9 protein-coding genes and 1 pseudogene are annotated in these 14394 nt (G+C 66.9%); 3 read left to right on the top strand and 7 right to left on the bottom strand.

From position 1 onward, the window contains the following. The 7 genes and pseudogenes from VG320_RS16705 to bcsB form a co-directional block, all read right to left on the bottom strand. Positions 1-662, bottom strand: a pseudogene (locus VG320_RS16705) (UDP-forming cellulose synthase catalytic subunit); the annotation flags it as partial. Then, positions 659-1516 carry a cellulose biosynthesis protein BcsQ gene (gene bcsQ, locus VG320_RS16700; RefSeq protein WP_327201195.1) on the bottom strand — a complete coding sequence of 286 codons (858 nt, stop codon included), beginning with the start codon at positions 1514-1516 and terminating at the stop codon, positions 659-661. The gene bcsQ and the pseudogene VG320_RS16705, both read right to left, overlap by 4 nt. Then, positions 1513-1788: a hypothetical protein gene (locus VG320_RS16695; RefSeq protein ID WP_327201194.1), complete on the bottom strand. Its 276-nt coding sequence runs from the start codon at positions 1786-1788 to the stop codon at positions 1513-1515. The genes bcsQ and VG320_RS16695 overlap by 4 nt, the downstream gene beginning before the upstream one ends. A gap of 1 nt (position 1789) precedes the next feature. Next, positions 1790-3664, bottom strand: a complete 1875-nt coding sequence (bcsE, locus tag VG320_RS16690; protein ID WP_327201193.1) for a cellulose biosynthesis protein BcsE — start codon at positions 3662-3664, stop codon at positions 1790-1792. A 76-nt stretch (positions 3665-3740) separates the two neighbouring features. Beyond that, positions 3741-7760, bottom strand: a complete 4020-nt coding sequence (locus tag VG320_RS16685; protein WP_327201192.1) for a cellulose synthase subunit BcsC-related outer membrane protein — start codon at positions 7758-7760, stop codon at positions 3741-3743. Next, positions 7730-9061 (bottom strand): cellulose synthase complex periplasmic endoglucanase BcsZ, encoded by a 1332-nt coding sequence (gene bcsZ, locus VG320_RS16680; protein ID WP_327201191.1) that lies wholly within the window; start codon positions 9059-9061, stop codon positions 7730-7732. The genes VG320_RS16685 and bcsZ overlap by 31 nt, the downstream gene beginning before the upstream one ends. A gap of 2 nt (positions 9062-9063) precedes the next feature. Continuing rightward, positions 9064-11532, bottom strand: a complete 2469-nt coding sequence (gene bcsB / locus VG320_RS16675; protein ID WP_327201190.1) for a cellulose biosynthesis cyclic di-GMP-binding regulatory protein BcsB — start codon at positions 11530-11532, stop codon at positions 9064-9066. 538 nt (positions 11533-12070) lie between these two features. Here bcsB and VG320_RS16670 point away from each other — a divergent pair. The 3 genes from VG320_RS16670 to VG320_RS16660 all read left to right on the top strand — a co-directional run bounded on the left by VG320_RS16670 (position 12071) and on the right by VG320_RS16660 (position 14338). Next, complete coding sequence (locus tag VG320_RS16670; RefSeq protein WP_327201189.1) at positions 12071-12739, top strand: O-methyltransferase; 669 nt, start codon at positions 12071-12073, stop codon at positions 12737-12739. Positions 12740-12851: 112 nt separating this feature from the next. Next, positions 12852-13886: a hypothetical protein gene (locus VG320_RS16665; RefSeq protein ID WP_327201188.1), complete on the top strand. Its 1035-nt coding sequence runs from the start codon at positions 12852-12854 to the stop codon at positions 13884-13886. Positions 13887-13906: 20 nt separating this feature from the next. Then, a complete protein-coding gene (locus tag VG320_RS16660) occupies positions 13907-14338 on the top strand; it encodes a hypothetical protein (RefSeq protein WP_327201187.1) in 432 nt (143 codons plus the stop codon). Positions 14339-14394: the final 56 nt, after the last annotated feature.

The raw sequence follows: 14394 nt of genomic DNA, 5'->3' as shown, positions 1-14394 counted from the left end.
AGGCGTCCTGGCACGCGGCGCGCGAGCATCACCACCAGCCAGACGAGGAAGAACAGCAGCACCTGGTCGCCCAGCGGCAGCGGCGTGGTGCAGATCGTGACCGCCGCGATAAAGGCGAGCCAGAGCAGGCACTGGCGCAGGAAGGGCACGCGGTCGAGCGCTTCGGAGAGCTTTTCGAGGCGCTCGCGAATGCCGTCCCAGTTGATCGCCGGCAGGCGCGCCGCGATGGCCGCGCTGGCGCGCTTGCCGCGCCGGTAGAGCGGTTCCAGCTTGCGGTCGAGCCACACGCGCAGCGCGATCCGGTGCGGATGCGGCTGCTTGTGGAGCGTGCGCAGATCGGCGGCGAAACGGCGGCGGCTGCGGCGCGGGCGCAGGAACAAACGCAGCAGCCACGCGCGCGTGCTGCGGTCGCGGCCCATGTTCAGCCGCGCGACGATATCCTGGCCGATCGCGTCGAAGGCGAGTGCGGGCCAGTCCGGTTTGCCGGGGCGCGGCGGGCGGAAGAACAGCCGCAGCAGCCACTGGCCGATGCCGGCGTCGGCGGTCACGCTCAGCTCGGGGGCGCTCACGCGGCGCAGGCCTACCCAGAGCGCGCTCCAGTAACGGGCCAGCGGCTCGCTCACATAGTCGGCCCAGAACGTCTGCACCCGGGCGCGGATCATCTTCTGCCTCCGGTCGCGCGGTCTGGCGGCGGCGGGCTCGCGCCTTCGGGCAGATCCACGTGGAGCTCGGCGAGCGCGCCCTCGGCCCAGTGCGAGATCCACGAGGCGATGCCGTTCAGGTCGTGCGCGGCCTGCGAGCCGGGCGCGCTGCGGCAGAAGTTGGCGCCGCTGGCGAAGGCGTTGGGTACGCCCGTATCGGCGTGCACGACGTAGGGCAGCATCGCCGGGCCCAGGCGTGCGCGCAGCAGCGCGATCAGGTCGGTGTGCAGCTGGCGGGCCGGCACTACGGCATTGGCGACGAAGGCCGTGCGCTTGCCCGCGCGCACCAGCGCTTCGGTGAAGCGCGGCAGCGTTGCGCAGGCGGCGGCGTCGGGCGTGAGCACGCCGAGCACGATATCGGCGGCTTCGATCGCCTGGCGCGCGTGCGCCGAAGGCCAGGGCGCGGTGTCGATCAGCGCGAGCGTGTTCGACGGCAGATCCACGCGCGTGAGCAGTTCGCGCAGCCAGCGCAGGTTGGCGTTCAGACGCGTGGCGCCGTCGCCGTCATCGCTGCTGTGCGCGGTGGGTTCGCCATCGGCGGTGACGCTGCCCCACGGCAGCACCAGCACGCCGTCGTCGCTTTGCAGTGCGGCGCGCGCCCAGACGTCGCTGGCGGGATTCGGATTGTAGAGCTGCGTGACGAGTCCTTCGCGCGCGCTCTCGCGCAGACCGAAGTGCATGGCCAGCACGTTGCGCGGATCGCATTCGATGGCGAGCGCCGTGTGCGAGCGCGCGGCCAGCAGTCCCGCGAGCGAGGCGGCGAGCGTCGTGCGGCCCGCGCCGCCCACGGCGGAGACGATCGCGACGGTTTTCATGAACGAGGCTCCGCTAGAGTGGCCTGGGAATCGGTATGGGGCGCGGCCCGCACGGCGGCGGGTGCAGCCGACACACGGCGCACCACGAGGTCCTTGCGGCGCTTGCCGCGGATCACGAGTGCGTCGAGTTGCGGCGGCAGTTCGAGCGGGCGCTGGCTGGCGGGCTTGGCCCAGTCGGGCAGATAGCGGCCAAGACGCAGGCGCCACGCGAGCCACCAGAGCGGCGCCGCGATGATCAGCCCCCAGACGAAAAAACCGAAAAAGATGTCCATGTCAGCGGGACCCCTGAGCTTTGAGCGGCAGCGCCGCGCGGCGCGGCTCGTCGCGTGGCGCCGCCGGCCGGGCGAGCGGCGCGTGCGCGGCATCGGCGAGCACCGGCAGGCCGGGCAACGGCGTGAGTCTCGGCGATGGCGTGGGCGCTGCGGCAGCCGTATCGGCGGGCGGCACTTCGCGCGGCGCGATATAGACGGGAATCTCGGGTACGCCGGGCTGCTCCGGTTCGGCGACGACAGCGGGCGCCTGCGTTTGAGCGGGCGCATCGAGCGGCGCGTTGAGCGCGAGCCAGCCCGAATAGTCGGGCGGCGTTTGCGTATCGATTTCGTCGGTCAACGTCTGCAGCAGCGCGCCGATCGACTTGGCGTCGCCGCAGCGCTGCTCGCCCTGGAACAGCTCGGCCAACGGCCGCTGGAACACGCGCTGGCAGACCGCGTCCGCGTCGCCCAGGCGGCACGCGAAGAAGAATACATAGAGGCTGTCGCCGGCGGCGGTCATGATGTCGCCCGCGCGCCGCTGGTGGCAGTCCTTGAGCGCGTCTACATGCGCCACTTCCGGCATCAGCGCGAGACGGATCAGCACGTTCGGCAACTGGATCACGCGGCTGCGCTCGACGGCTGCGCGCACGAGTTCGACGAAATGCGTCGCGCTCACATAGCCGCTTTCCTCGCCGTGCATCACGGCAGCCAGTGCCTGGCGGTAGTCGGCGGGCATCGGGCGCGAAAACACCTGACCTTGCAGACTTTCGACGATGGCCTCGCACTGCGAGAGCGTGGTGTTGCGCGGAATCACCCGATTGGCGCCTAGGTTGAGCATCAGCGACTCGTAGCGCATCGCCACGCCGTCCTCGCGCACGATGATCTTGAGCGCGTTGCCGCATTGCAGGCGCAGCGTGTGAACGTGTTCGGCGAGCGCTTCGAGGTCGCGGCTCGCACCGAAGTCGAGAATCACGGTGGCGGCCACGGCAGTACGGGCGGCGTTGAGCGCCGCTTCGTTGTCGTCGACGACCTGCCAGGCGGGCGGCAGCACGCGCTCGTTGAGCACGGCGTCGCGCGAGACGATCACGCGGCCTTCGTCGGGGGCGAGCAGGCCCGCTTCGCCGATCGAATGCTCGAAAGTGCCGCCCGACACCGTCAGCCGATGATCGACCGTCGAAAAGCGCAGCGGCAGCGACTGGCTGCCCAGCACGCTCTCGCCCGAACGCCAGAACGCCACTTCCCAATGGAACTGCCCCTGCGTTTGCAGCAGTTGCGCGGCGCCCGCAAAGCGCGCCTGGAAGGCGGCGAGCGCGGGCTGCGCACCGTCCTCGCCGGCGCCTGGAAGTTCTGCGACCAGCAGCACGCCGTAGCGATGCGTCGCGCACCAGTTGGCCAACAGCGCGCCCTGGCGCACCAGCGTGGCGGCGTCGTGCCAGGCGAAAAAGGCGTCGGCACCTTCGATATAGAACTGGCTGGCGGGCGAGGCGCACTGATTGGCAAGCGCTTCCAGCGCCTCGATCAGCACCTGCGCGCCGTCGCGGCCTTCGAGCGGCACGAGCGAGCAGACGTTGGCCCAGTGATGAGTGGCGTCGCGCCTTTCGACGTCGATGCCGTGCGCGCGCAGCGTCGCGGCGATGCTGGCGCTGTCGCGCGTGGACAGCACCGTCGCCGGGCCTTCGAGCGCGGCGGCGGCGGTTTCCCAGAACAGCGCGTCGCGCGCGGGCGACGCGCTGGCGTAGACGATATGGACCTGGCCCACGCCGAGCGCTGCAAGCGCGGGCGGCAGGCCGTCGATCGCCAGCGGCTCGCGCTGGGAGAGGCGCGCGAGCAGCGAGGCACGCGGCTCGGCGCTTGTCTGAGCCTTTCTGGAGGCTGAATCGCGGGTGGACTGGTTCATCGCGTCACTCCCGGCACGGCCAGCGGGTTGGCGAAATCCGGCAGCGTCCTGTCGATCGAAGTCTTCATACGATGCCTCAATATTCCGAGTATGGCCTGACCGGCGTCGGCGGGTACGGCACCGGGCCATGCTGCGGCGAGAAGAAGTAGCGCAGATACAAGAGGCCCACGTTCGGCGCGTAGTCGCGCGAGCGGTCGAGCCTGAAGCGCCCGCCCACCGTGAAGTGCGGCGTCACGCGGTATTCGAGCGCGGCTTCCACCGCATAGCTGAAACCGCCGCCCGAGCCGCCGCCGAAATACGGCGAGCCCAGCCCGTTCGCGGCCATATAGGCGGCGGCCTGCGACTGCAGCGCGGCGTTGGTGGGGAAATAGGGCGAGCGATCCTCGTTCGTGAACGACACGCCCACCGATCCGTCGATTTCCCACGACAGCTTGTTGTAGCGCCCGGTCCAGTCGAGCGGAATCCCGAAGGACAGATAGCTCTGCGGGCTGTAATAACCGCCGTTGCCGAAGGTATAGAAGTGCTCGTTCTTCGAGTACTTCCAGAAGTTGATCGTCAGGCCGCTGGCCACGTTCTGGTCGGGCCGCTGCCATACGGTCAGGCCGTAGCCGCTGCGCACGCGCAATTCCTGGTTCGTTTGCACGTTGCTGCCGGTCAGCAGGCCGTAGCCGACGCTCGCGAACAGGGTGCCAGGACCCAGGTCCTGCGCGCCGCGCGCGGTGATGCTATTGCGCACCACGCCGCCCCAGGCCTCGCCCGTGACGGGGTCGCGCCCGCCAGCGTAAGACACGAGGCTGCTGGTCATGGCCCGGCGCGACACATCGACCGAGAGCGAGGCGTGCGGGAAGTCGTAGCGATACAGCAGACCGCCCAGCACGCTCGTGATCGGAAAGCCGATTGGCGTGGTGCCGATATCGGCGCGCCAGTTGGTGTTCGCGCGGTTGTATTCGTAGCCCGCCGCGAGCGCGACACCGGTGGCTGTTTCGTTGACCGGATTCAGCCCCGCGTTGCCGAGCGCCGCGATCTTGCCGTACTGGTACGCGCTTTGCAGATCGTTGGCGGGCAGCGTGCCGGCGTTCAGATAGACCGTGTCGGCGTGGAAGAAATAGTGGCCCGTGTAGCCGTCCGGGATGCGCACGTAAAGCGGCACTTCGGTCGCGTGCAACTCTGAAATGCCGGAGTCGCCCGAGAGATTCGACTGATACCACTCGGTCGCGATCTGGCCTTGCCGGCGATCCTCCAGCCCCTGCAGCGCGCGCGCCGCCGACGTCAGACCGTCGCTCGGGTCCGGCTGCTCGCCTTCGGCCTGCTCCTGGGTCTGCGAGGTGCGATAGAGGCTGGCGGCTTCGTTGTAGTCGCCGCGCGACTGCGCTACGCGCCCGGCCTGGGTCGTCACGTCGGAACGGTCGGGGTAGCGCGCGCGCAGCGGATCGACCACGTCCTGCGCGTCCTGATTGAGCCCCTGCGCCGTGAAACGCCGCGCGATCGCGAGGCGCGTGTCCACGTCGTCTTCGGGCGTGTCGGCGAGCACGTCGCGCACCAGTTGCGCGGCCTGGGCGTTGCGGCCCATGCGTTCATACATGCGTGCGACTGTCAGGCGTGCATCGGGATCGTTGGGCTGGGTCGCCAGCACCTTCTGTGCGGACGCCATCGCGCCCTTGTAGTCGCCGCGCGCTTCCAGCAAATCGGCTTCTTCGAGCAGCCAGCGACGGTTCGATTTAAGGCGATCCGGCACGGCGTCGAGCGTGCGCTGCGCGCTCTTCAGATCGCCCGCTGCAATCTGGCGGTCGGTCGCGCGCACGGCCAGGCGCAGTTCCTGATCGTCGAGACTCGCGCGTTGCTCGTCGGTGATGCCGGGCTGCGCGCGCGTCGCGTCGATCCACTTCGCCCAGTCGTCGTCGCGATTGGCCGCACCGAGCAGCTCGCCATAGCGCACCCGCACGCCGTTGGCGGCCTCGTCGCCGGGGTGCGCCGCGAGCCAGTCCTGCACCAGCTTCAGGCCCTTGTCGGGTTCGCCGATGGCGATCCATTCGCGTCCGACCGTCGCGAGCATCTGCGGATCGTTGGCCGCCGTGGCGCTGGCGGCCGCCGCGTCGAGCATGGCGCGCGCCTCGTCTTCCTTGCCTTGCGCGATGAGCTGGCGGGCCTGCGCAAGCTGCTTTTGCGCCTTGAGATTGCCCATCAGTTCGCGCATGCCGTCGCTGCGCTCGGCAACCGGAATGGCGTCGAGCTGCGCCGCGGCGCCGTCCACGTCGTCCACCGAATTCAGATAGAGCGCGCTGGCGTAATGCATGTCGGGCGCCTGCGAGACCTTCAGGCCATCCTCCATCACCTGGCGGCCGAGCGCGGGCAGGCCCAGATCGCGATACTGGCGCGCGAGCGTGAAGCGCGTCCAGGCGTCGTCGGGCGTGAGGCGCACGGCCTCTTCGAGTTTGGCGATAGCCGGACTCTTGTGGTTTTCGGCGAGCAGTTGATCGGCCTGGATCGACAGCAGATCGGCGCGCAGCCGCTTGACGTCCGCTTCGGAGCCGGTAAGGCGCGGCGCGGTGGCCGTGATGAGCGGATCGATTTCGCTGTCGCGATGGGTCTCGCGCAGCACCGTCACGAGGCTGCGCAGCGCGCCCATGTCGGGCTGCTTCGCTTCGACGAGTGGGCGCAACAGCGCTTCGGCCTCGCTCCATTTCTTCTGCGCGATGAGCGAATCGGCGAGGATGCGCGTGGCGTCGCTATTGCCCGGATCGAGCTTGAGCGCCTGACGGGCCAGCGTTTCGCCTTCTTCCGGCTTGCCTTGCGAATTGGCGGTGCGGGCGCGCCCTATGGTGCCCCAGATGGTGGCGGTCTTTTCCAGGCTGCGCCACTTGCCGGCGTTGTCCGGGTCGAGCTTGAGGGCGCGCGCGAACAGCTCGCGGGCCTCGTCCTGACGGCCTTCGCGCATGCGTACCAGGCCAAGCGCGCCGAGCGTCTCGCCGTCGTTGGGCGCGGCGCGCTGCGCTGTCTGCAGCGATGCTTCGGCATCCTTGAGATCGCCGCGCTGGAGTTGCGCGAGGCCGCGATTGCGCGCCGCCGCTCCTGGGCCAGCCGGACGTGGGCTCGCGCCGCCGCCTTTATTGCCGCCGCCCGAGGCGACGATATAAGGCTTGCCGCTGGCCGCCGCCGCGTTGGCCTGCGCTACGCCCTGCGGCCCGAGTTTCTTCGCGAGATCGGCGACGGTCTGTCGGGTCTCGGTATCGTCGGGCACTTCCTGCAGATAGCGCTGATACCAGATGTAGTAGGCCGGATCGTCGCGTCCGGCGCTGTTGAGCGCGCGTCGCCAGAAGTCGAGCGCGTCGGCACGGTTGCTGTCCTGGCGCTGATACACACCGTAGATCAGGTTCAGCCCTTCCATGCGCGTGCTGGTGCGGTCCGTCAACAGGTCGCCGAGCGTCAGCGCGGCGGAGCTGTCGTTGGGGTTCTGCTTCAGACGCGCGCGCAATTCGCCAATGACCTGCACGCGGCCCGCGTCGGTGCCGGCGACGATTCGGTAGTAATCGCGCGCCAGCGCCCCACGCGGCGCGCCGTTCGGGAACAGCTTCTTCATGCGTGCGGCGGCTTCGTCGGATTTGCCCGCGTTCGCGAGCAGCCGGACTTGCGCCAGTTCGTTCTTGTCGCTCGTCGCGACGCGATAAGCGTCGGACAGATCCTGGGTCGCGGGTGCGTTCGGCGCGACCTTCTTGAGCTGGGCGAGGACTTTCGCGGCTTCGGCTGTATGGTTCATGCGCAGTTCGATTTCGCCTTTCAGGGCGAGCGAATCGGGTTGCTGCGGATCGAACAGCAGCGCCTTTTCCACCAGACCTTGCGCGACGTCGGGGCGGTTCTTGCCCATCCACATGCGCGCCGCCGAGAGCAGTTGCGCGGCCTGTGCCGAGGGCGCGGCGGCATAGATGGCCGGTTGCGGCGCAGGCTGGGCGCTCTGGGCGTTTTGCGCACGCGCGACCCACGGCGAAGCCGCGATCAGCAGCGCGAGCAGCGACGACAGGCGCGGCGCGGTGGGCTGTAAAGCGCGACGCGGCGCGCGGGCGAGGGCGGTCAGCGCGGTGCCGGGCATCGGGTCGTCCATGCGGGCGCGACGCGGCCTTGCGCGTCGAAGTGATAGAGGCCTTGCAGATAACCGAGGCCGAACAGCATCAGCACGCTGCTGTAGTAGCCGGGTGGCGTTTTTTGCGCGAGCGTGCGGCTGCGCTCGACCTGCGCATCGGCCAGATCGGGGCGACCCAGCGCCGACAGATACGGCGCGACCGCCGCCGAAAAGCCACCGTTGCCCTCGCTCGAACCCGGCGTGCCGGTCTGCGTATCGACGCGCTCGGGTGGAAAGCCGTGCGCCGCCACGTACGCGGACAGCGGCGAGAACGTGGCGAGCGTGGTGCTGCGCAGCGGATCGTCGTTGGCGAGCGTGCCCGCCCACAGATAGACGCGAATCGCGTTGTAGGCGCTTTCGGCGTGCGTTGGCGCATCGGGGCCGAAGCCGCCTTTACCACCGTTCTTCGCGCCGTCCTTGCCGCGATAGACGACCCAGTCCGGCGAGAAGCCGTGCGGCGCGGTGTCGTTGACAAGCTTGGTCGAGCTGTCGAGCATCGCCTTCCATTCGCTGGCTTCGGGCAGCGCCAGCGCGAAGCGGCGCATCACCTGCAGCGGGACGTAGCTGGGGTTCAGGCGCCAGCTATCCTTGTCGAGCTTGAAGCCTTGGGGCCCCGGCAGCACCGTGCGGCCCAGACCCGGCAAGATGGCGGTTTCGCTGCGCACGATGTTGCGTGCCATCACCGTGCCGAGCGCAGTAAAGCGGCGTTCGTTCCACAGCCGGCCCGCTTCGAGCAGCGTGTAGGCGATCCAGAGATCGGCGTCGCTCGCGGAGTTCGAATCGATCACACCCCACGTGCCTTTCGACGACTGCGCTGCGCTGGCGGCAGAAGCCGCGGCCGCCGCCGATGAAGCCACCGGCGCGCCCTTCTCGTCGATATCGGTGCGCCCCCAGATCCACGCGGGCAGATGGGCAGTGAGATCGCCCTGGGCGAGATTGTTCTCGGTCCACTGCAGGATCGTGTTGAAGGCCGCGCGATCATTCGCGACGAGCGCGAAGAAGAGCGCATACGACTGGCCCTCGGACACCGTGATCTGGCGCGGCGTGCTGGCGTCGATCACGCGGCCATCGGCGGACAGTAGATCGCGCTTGAACGCGCTCCAGTCGGCCCATGCGCAGACGCTTGCGTTTGCGTTTGCACCGGCAGCGGCCTGTGTCGCCGCCGGCGCGGCGGCCTGCGCCACGCCCGCGCCCAGCAGCGCAGCGAGCGGCGCGAACGCGCAGGCGCAGGCGCAGGCGCCGGTCGCGAGCCAGCGCGCGAGGCGGGACGATCCCGGCCGCATCGTCAGTCTCCGGTGCGGCGAGCGGCCATGCGGCCCAGCGCCCAGAACACCGTAAGCGCGACGATGAGACCCGCAAGAATGCCCGCGAGCGCCATCAGCGACGGGTAGCGCGAGACATGGACCCAGATGCGCGCATACCAGGGCAGATCGCCGACGAAGTAGCGATCGCCCACACGCAGACCTTCCACGTCGCTGTTGCGCACGAGCGTCAGGTCGCCGTGCATTGCCGCGACCTTGCCGCTGTCCTCCAGCGCATTGAGCACGTCGCCCAGTTGCGCCGACGAAGTGGTGGCCAGCGCCACCACGCTGCGGCCTGACGCAAGCGGCGATTCGAAGCCGATCAGCGCCGAAATCGGCCCGCCCAGCGTGACGATCGAGCGGCCCGCGGGCGTGGCGTCGTCCATATCCTCGGTGCCGCCCAGCCAGCCTGGCCAACCGCTCTTCTGGTCGCGCGTGGTGACTTCGGTCTTGCCGCGCTCGATCAACAGCGGCAGATCCTTGCCCCATTTGGCGAGCAGATTCGCCGCCGACCCCGAGCCGATCACCAGCAGATCGTTGCCGCTCACGCTGTCGATCTGGCTGGCGGCCACCAGCTTCACGCGCAGCGCCGGCAGGCCGGTCCACTGGCCCATGTGGCCGAGCATCGTGAGCACCGCTTCCTGATCCTGCGCGTTGGGCGCATCGGGAATCACCACGGCGGTTTCCGCCAGGTCGGCCATGCGGGTGAACGGATAGCCGCTGTTGGCGAAGAACGCGAGGTTCGGCAGCGCCGTGTAGTGTGCGAAGTCGCTGAAGTCCACCACCGAATCGGGATCGACGGCGGCGCGCGCCACGTCGGCGGCGGTGGAGGTGCACAGGCCGGTCTTCTGCGAGTCGATGTGGAACTGGAACTGGAACTGGTTATTCGAGCCGACCCGGAAGGCCGGGATCTCGATGTTGCTCGACGCGCGCGCGTCGGCGCCCGACAGCAGCGGCACGTTGATGCGCGCTTCGTCGTTGGAGCGCGTGACCGGCTTCAGACGTTGCGAGCGCACCAGCTGATCGTTGATGCTCACGTTGAGGATCGAGTCGTTCCACGTCGACGGCGCCGTGTAGCGATAGCGGATGTCGAGCGGCACGTTGCTGCGCGCCCACGCATAGAGGTCGGCGGGCACGCGCATATTCACGCGGATCGCGGGCGGGTTGTAGCCCGAGACCTGCAACTGCTGCGGATCGCTGACGAGTTCGCGCAGCAGCACGGGGCGGTCGGTCGGCACCCAGTTGGGCGCGTCGTAGGGCTTGCGCGCCGGACCCAGATCGACGGACTGCACCACCACGCTGTCGCCCGACATGCCTGCCTGGCCGAGCACCAGCGCATCGGCGGCCTTCTCCAGTTCCTCGGGCGTACGGCCCGCGAGCACCAGCAGCTTGCGGCCCGATTGCGGATCGGCGGCGGGGTTCGTTATCACCGAAATCGTCGGGCCCTTGATCTCGGGCAGCGTGATGCCTTCAGGCATCTGACCGGGCAGCGCGAGCACGACAGCGTTTGCGTCGGTGGGCGCGGTTCGCATCACGGGGAAACGCGCGCCGCGATAGCTCGCGAGCGCGCCTAGCCACGACGACACCACACCCGCCGCATGCAGCGTCGGCACGCCTGCGTTAGCGGCGAGCACGAAGGGAACGCGCAGCAGCGTGTTGTCGTGACGGTCGAAGAACGGCACCGGCAGCAACGCGAGACTGTTGGGCAGCGTGATGCCGGTGGTGTTGAGCGTGAGGGTGGTTTCGGGCGCAACGTCGGTCCACAGCGCCGAGTGATACGGGTCCTCGCAATGATCGAGCGTGTAGTGCGCGATCATCTGCACGCTGATGCGGTTGAAGTCCGTAAATAGCCGCGGATCGAGATTGATCTCACTCGTGACGAGCTGCCCCGCGGTTTCCTTGACGAGCGGAATCGTGGCGACCACTTCGCCGTTGACCATCACGCGCAGATGCGACAGCGCGTAAATGAGCGAGGGCGAATAGGTGTAGACGAGGCGCAGCTTCGCGCTGTTGACGACTTCGTCGGTGCGCACGTCGACGTTCATGTAGCCGGTGGGATCGAGCCCGCGCAGCTCCATCGGCCCGTAGTTGCCCATCTGTCGCAGCGTGAAGACACGTGTGCGAGGCGGCCCGGCCGGGATCGGCGAAGCGGTGGCGTCGATCGGCATCGCGATCTTGCCAGGCGCTGTCTGGATCACGGCGGGGCCGCTGCCGCCAGGCGTGTTCGCGATACTGCCAGCTACGCCGCCGGTCAGGCCGATGCCGATATCCGGCCCGGACGCAGGCGCCGCCACGGACGCGGCGGCAGGCGCAGCAGTTGGCGTGCCCGGCGCTGCGTTAGCGGTCGCTTTGGCTGGCGCGGAGGCGGCCAGCTTGTCGGCTGCGAGAAGGCTGGACGCCAGCAACAACCCGGCAATCAGCGCGCCGAGGCGGACTTGAACGGAAACTCGCATCGCAAACGGCCCTTTGTCTTATCGCGACGGCTGCCCCCAATTCGTGCGCAGCCAGCCGTCGTCGGGTGATATTGGCGATCCGCTTTTCCCGCCCTGATCGGGAGTGCGCCAACGTTCGGAGTTTGACGGAGTTTATCTGACTCTTATCAAATCCGGCAGATGATTGCTCACCGTTTATTTACATTGCATTGTCAAGGAACGTTAAAAGCGCATGCGTAGTCGTATCGGCGCAACGCTTTGTCAGGTAAGCCTCTCAGGGAAGTCGGAGTCTGGATCGCGACCAGACTTTATTGCACTTGCATAAGCAACGTTTGCGAACGATCGGATGAATTTCTATGCGAATTAAATAGAATCGGGAGGGCGGTGCCGATAAGCGCAGCCGTTAAGCGCAGGCGTAAGCAAAGCTAAAGAACGCGCTACTTTTTATAATTCGGCATCCGAAATAAATGAATGGTACGTAAGCATTTTGTCATTTGAACTGCATGGCGATGTACTCGCGCGTTAAGCTGGGCGCTCTTCTCTATCGCGGAGCGTTGCAATGAACGAGCAGACCTGGCATGCAGTGGACGACTGGTTTTCCGAACGGCTGATCGGTGCAGACGAAGCGCTCGACGGGGCGCTGGCGGCAAGTGCGAAGGCTGGCCTGCGCGCCATCAACGTCGCGCCCAATCAGGGCAAGTTCCTGCATCTGCTCGCGCGCATCCAGGGCGCGCGGCGCATTCTGGAGATCGGCACGCTGGGCGGCTATAGCGCGATCTGGCTCGCGCGGGCGCTGCCTGATGACGGCGCGCTCGTATCGCTCGAATTCAGCGCGGAGAACGCCGCCGTGGCGCGCGCCAATATTGCGCGCGCGGGTTTGAGCGACAAGGTGACGGTCGTGACCGGCCTCGCGCTGGATTCGCTCGACGCGATGCTGGACGAGGGCACGCCGCCGTTCGATTTTGTCTTTATCGACGCGGACAAGCGCAGCAATCCGCAGTATCTCGAACGCGTGTTGAAGCTTGCGCGCGCGGGTACGGTGATCGTCGCCGATAACGTGGTGCGCAGCGGCCGTATCGCCGATGAAACCGATCAGGACGTCGACGTGGTTGGGCTGCGCGAGTACTTCGAGCGCGTGAGCGGCGATGCGCGGCTCGATACCACGGCCGTGCAGACGGTGGGCAGCAAGGGGTGGGATGGGTTTGCGATTACGGTGGTAGGGGCTTAGGTGCATTGAAAAGGCGCTGCCCGTTTGACGAAAGTCGGGATTTAACCACTCTTCGTCAAACCATTTGCGGATGCGGAGTACGCTAAAGCCCCGCAACGAAGACGGGTAGCCCATGGCGTGGAACACACTCAAAGTCCCACTCGAAACCGGCTGGCAATGCACGCTGGTTCCTGGGCCGCAGTACTACGACCTGACCGGTTGGGGGCGCGGCTACCGTAATAGCTCGGCCCGCCAGCTTTACCAGAACATTGGGCAGGACAACTTTTCATGGTCGCCAGATACGTGGCCCTCGAGCGACGCGAATCAGGGCGCGTCGTGGGAGAAAGCGCGCATCAAGCAACTCGCGGACGATAAGGCGGCCTTCGCTAGACATTTCCGACCGAACTGGGACTTGCGTACGATTTCCGGTGCGAGAGCGTTGCGCGACGTTAAAGTGTTTGTTCGCGATCAGTTGAACGTCGCGCACTGGAACCAGCCAACCGACAACGCAGCGCTCAAAAAACTGCTATGCGATGCGGTGGCGACCGGCCGCCTCGTGCCGGTGGTGAACCGTGAATTTCGAGGCGTGCCGCGTGTAGCGCAAGCCGACCCGGCGCCGCAGCACTGGCCTGCAATGGGTGGTAGCGGTTCTGCATACCCGCCCAGAGTCTTGAGCGCCCGGGAGTTTGATGCGCTAAAGCGGATTAATGGCGAACTTCCTGCGCTGGATGCAATTCCGGCAGGCATCGGCGTTACGCTTGATTCGCTGTCCGACCTTGGCACTACGGCAAGGGCTGATGATGGATTCGGCTTCGTGCATTTAGTCGAAACGGCAGCCGCGACCTTGCCTGGCAGCGCGCACGACGAGGACCCGTTCAGCACAGATTTAAGCAACGATGCGACGCCGCTGGGCGATGCACAGCCATTCGCGTATCGGCAGGATGACGCGCAGTACGGCGACTCGTTCGACATTGCCAAGACTCCGAACGATGGAGAGCCTGGAACGTGGTACACGAACCCTGGGAGCGGGCAGATGCGATTGTATGGCGACGATCGCAAGGCTGTTGTTGACTTCGATTTTGACCACGACCACGGACAGGGCGTCCCGCATGCTCACAACTGGAGCAATGGAGTGCGTGGCCCGGGCGTCGCCTTTTCTCCCTTGTAGTTCCTCTTGCTGAAAATCCTATGAATACAGATACCTACACTGATATCCGAAAGATTGACGACTTCCCGTCCTTTCACGACGCGGAGCTGTACGGTGTTGAACACGACCCACGGGCGCGCTCGGTAGCGCTGCGCTTTCGACGTGCCGGCGGAGAGTTTGAGACGCTGAAATTCTCGGGCCTTATTGCTCAGCGCATGATTGATTTTGCTGGGCAGAACGTTGCTTCAAGGCTTCTGATTTCCCATAGGTATGCATTCACCCTGGTCGAAATCCGCAAATGGATTCAATGGATCGACAGTCGCGATGACTCGACGGCGGCCGTGACCAGCGAAGAGCGGGGGCAGGAGTACATGCGGGATTTCGCCGCCGGCCGCCGGATGTTGTTTGTTCTTGAGCCGTCGTGCGGAGCCGAGATGGCCATACTGTGCGAGTCTGTGTCACTCGGGCAATGACGCGCCTTCAACAAAAAGCCCAGCCGGTAAAGGCTGGGCCAGGTACGACATCAAAG

It is taken from the genome of Paraburkholderia sp. (assembly GCF_035948235.1).
In the GTDB taxonomy this organism is placed as follows: Bacteria; Pseudomonadota; Gammaproteobacteria; order Burkholderiales; family Burkholderiaceae; genus Paraburkholderia.
This window is presented reverse-complemented; position numbering and strand designations above follow the sequence as displayed.

Excerpts from the sequence above, each read along its gene's own strand:
- bcsQ (WP_327201195.1), bottom strand. The coding sequence starts at position 1,516 with ATGAAAACCGTCGCGATCGTCTCCGCCGTGGGCGGCGCGGGCCGCACG.
- VG320_RS16695 (WP_327201194.1), bottom strand. The coding sequence starts at position 1,788 with ATGGACATCTTTTTCGGTTTTTTCGTCTGGGGGCTGATCATCGCGGCG.
- bcsE (WP_327201193.1), bottom strand. The coding sequence starts at position 3,664 with ATGAACCAGTCCACCCGCGATTCAGCCTCCAGAAAGGCTCAGACAAGC.
- VG320_RS16685 (WP_327201192.1), bottom strand. The coding sequence starts at position 7,760 with ATGGACGACCCGATGCCCGGCACCGCGCTGACCGCCCTCGCCCGCGCG.
- bcsZ (WP_327201191.1), bottom strand. The coding sequence starts at position 9,061 with ATGCGGCCGGGATCGTCCCGCCTCGCGCGCTGGCTCGCGACCGGCGCC.
- bcsB (WP_327201190.1), bottom strand. The coding sequence starts at position 11,532 with ATGCGAGTTTCCGTTCAAGTCCGCCTCGGCGCGCTGATTGCCGGGTTG.
- VG320_RS16670 (WP_327201189.1), top strand. The coding sequence starts at position 12,071 with ATGAACGAGCAGACCTGGCATGCAGTGGACGACTGGTTTTCCGAACGG.
- VG320_RS16665 (WP_327201188.1), top strand. The coding sequence starts at position 12,852 with ATGGCGTGGAACACACTCAAAGTCCCACTCGAAACCGGCTGGCAATGC.
- VG320_RS16660 (WP_327201187.1), top strand. The coding sequence starts at position 13,907 with ATGAATACAGATACCTACACTGATATCCGAAAGATTGACGACTTCCCG.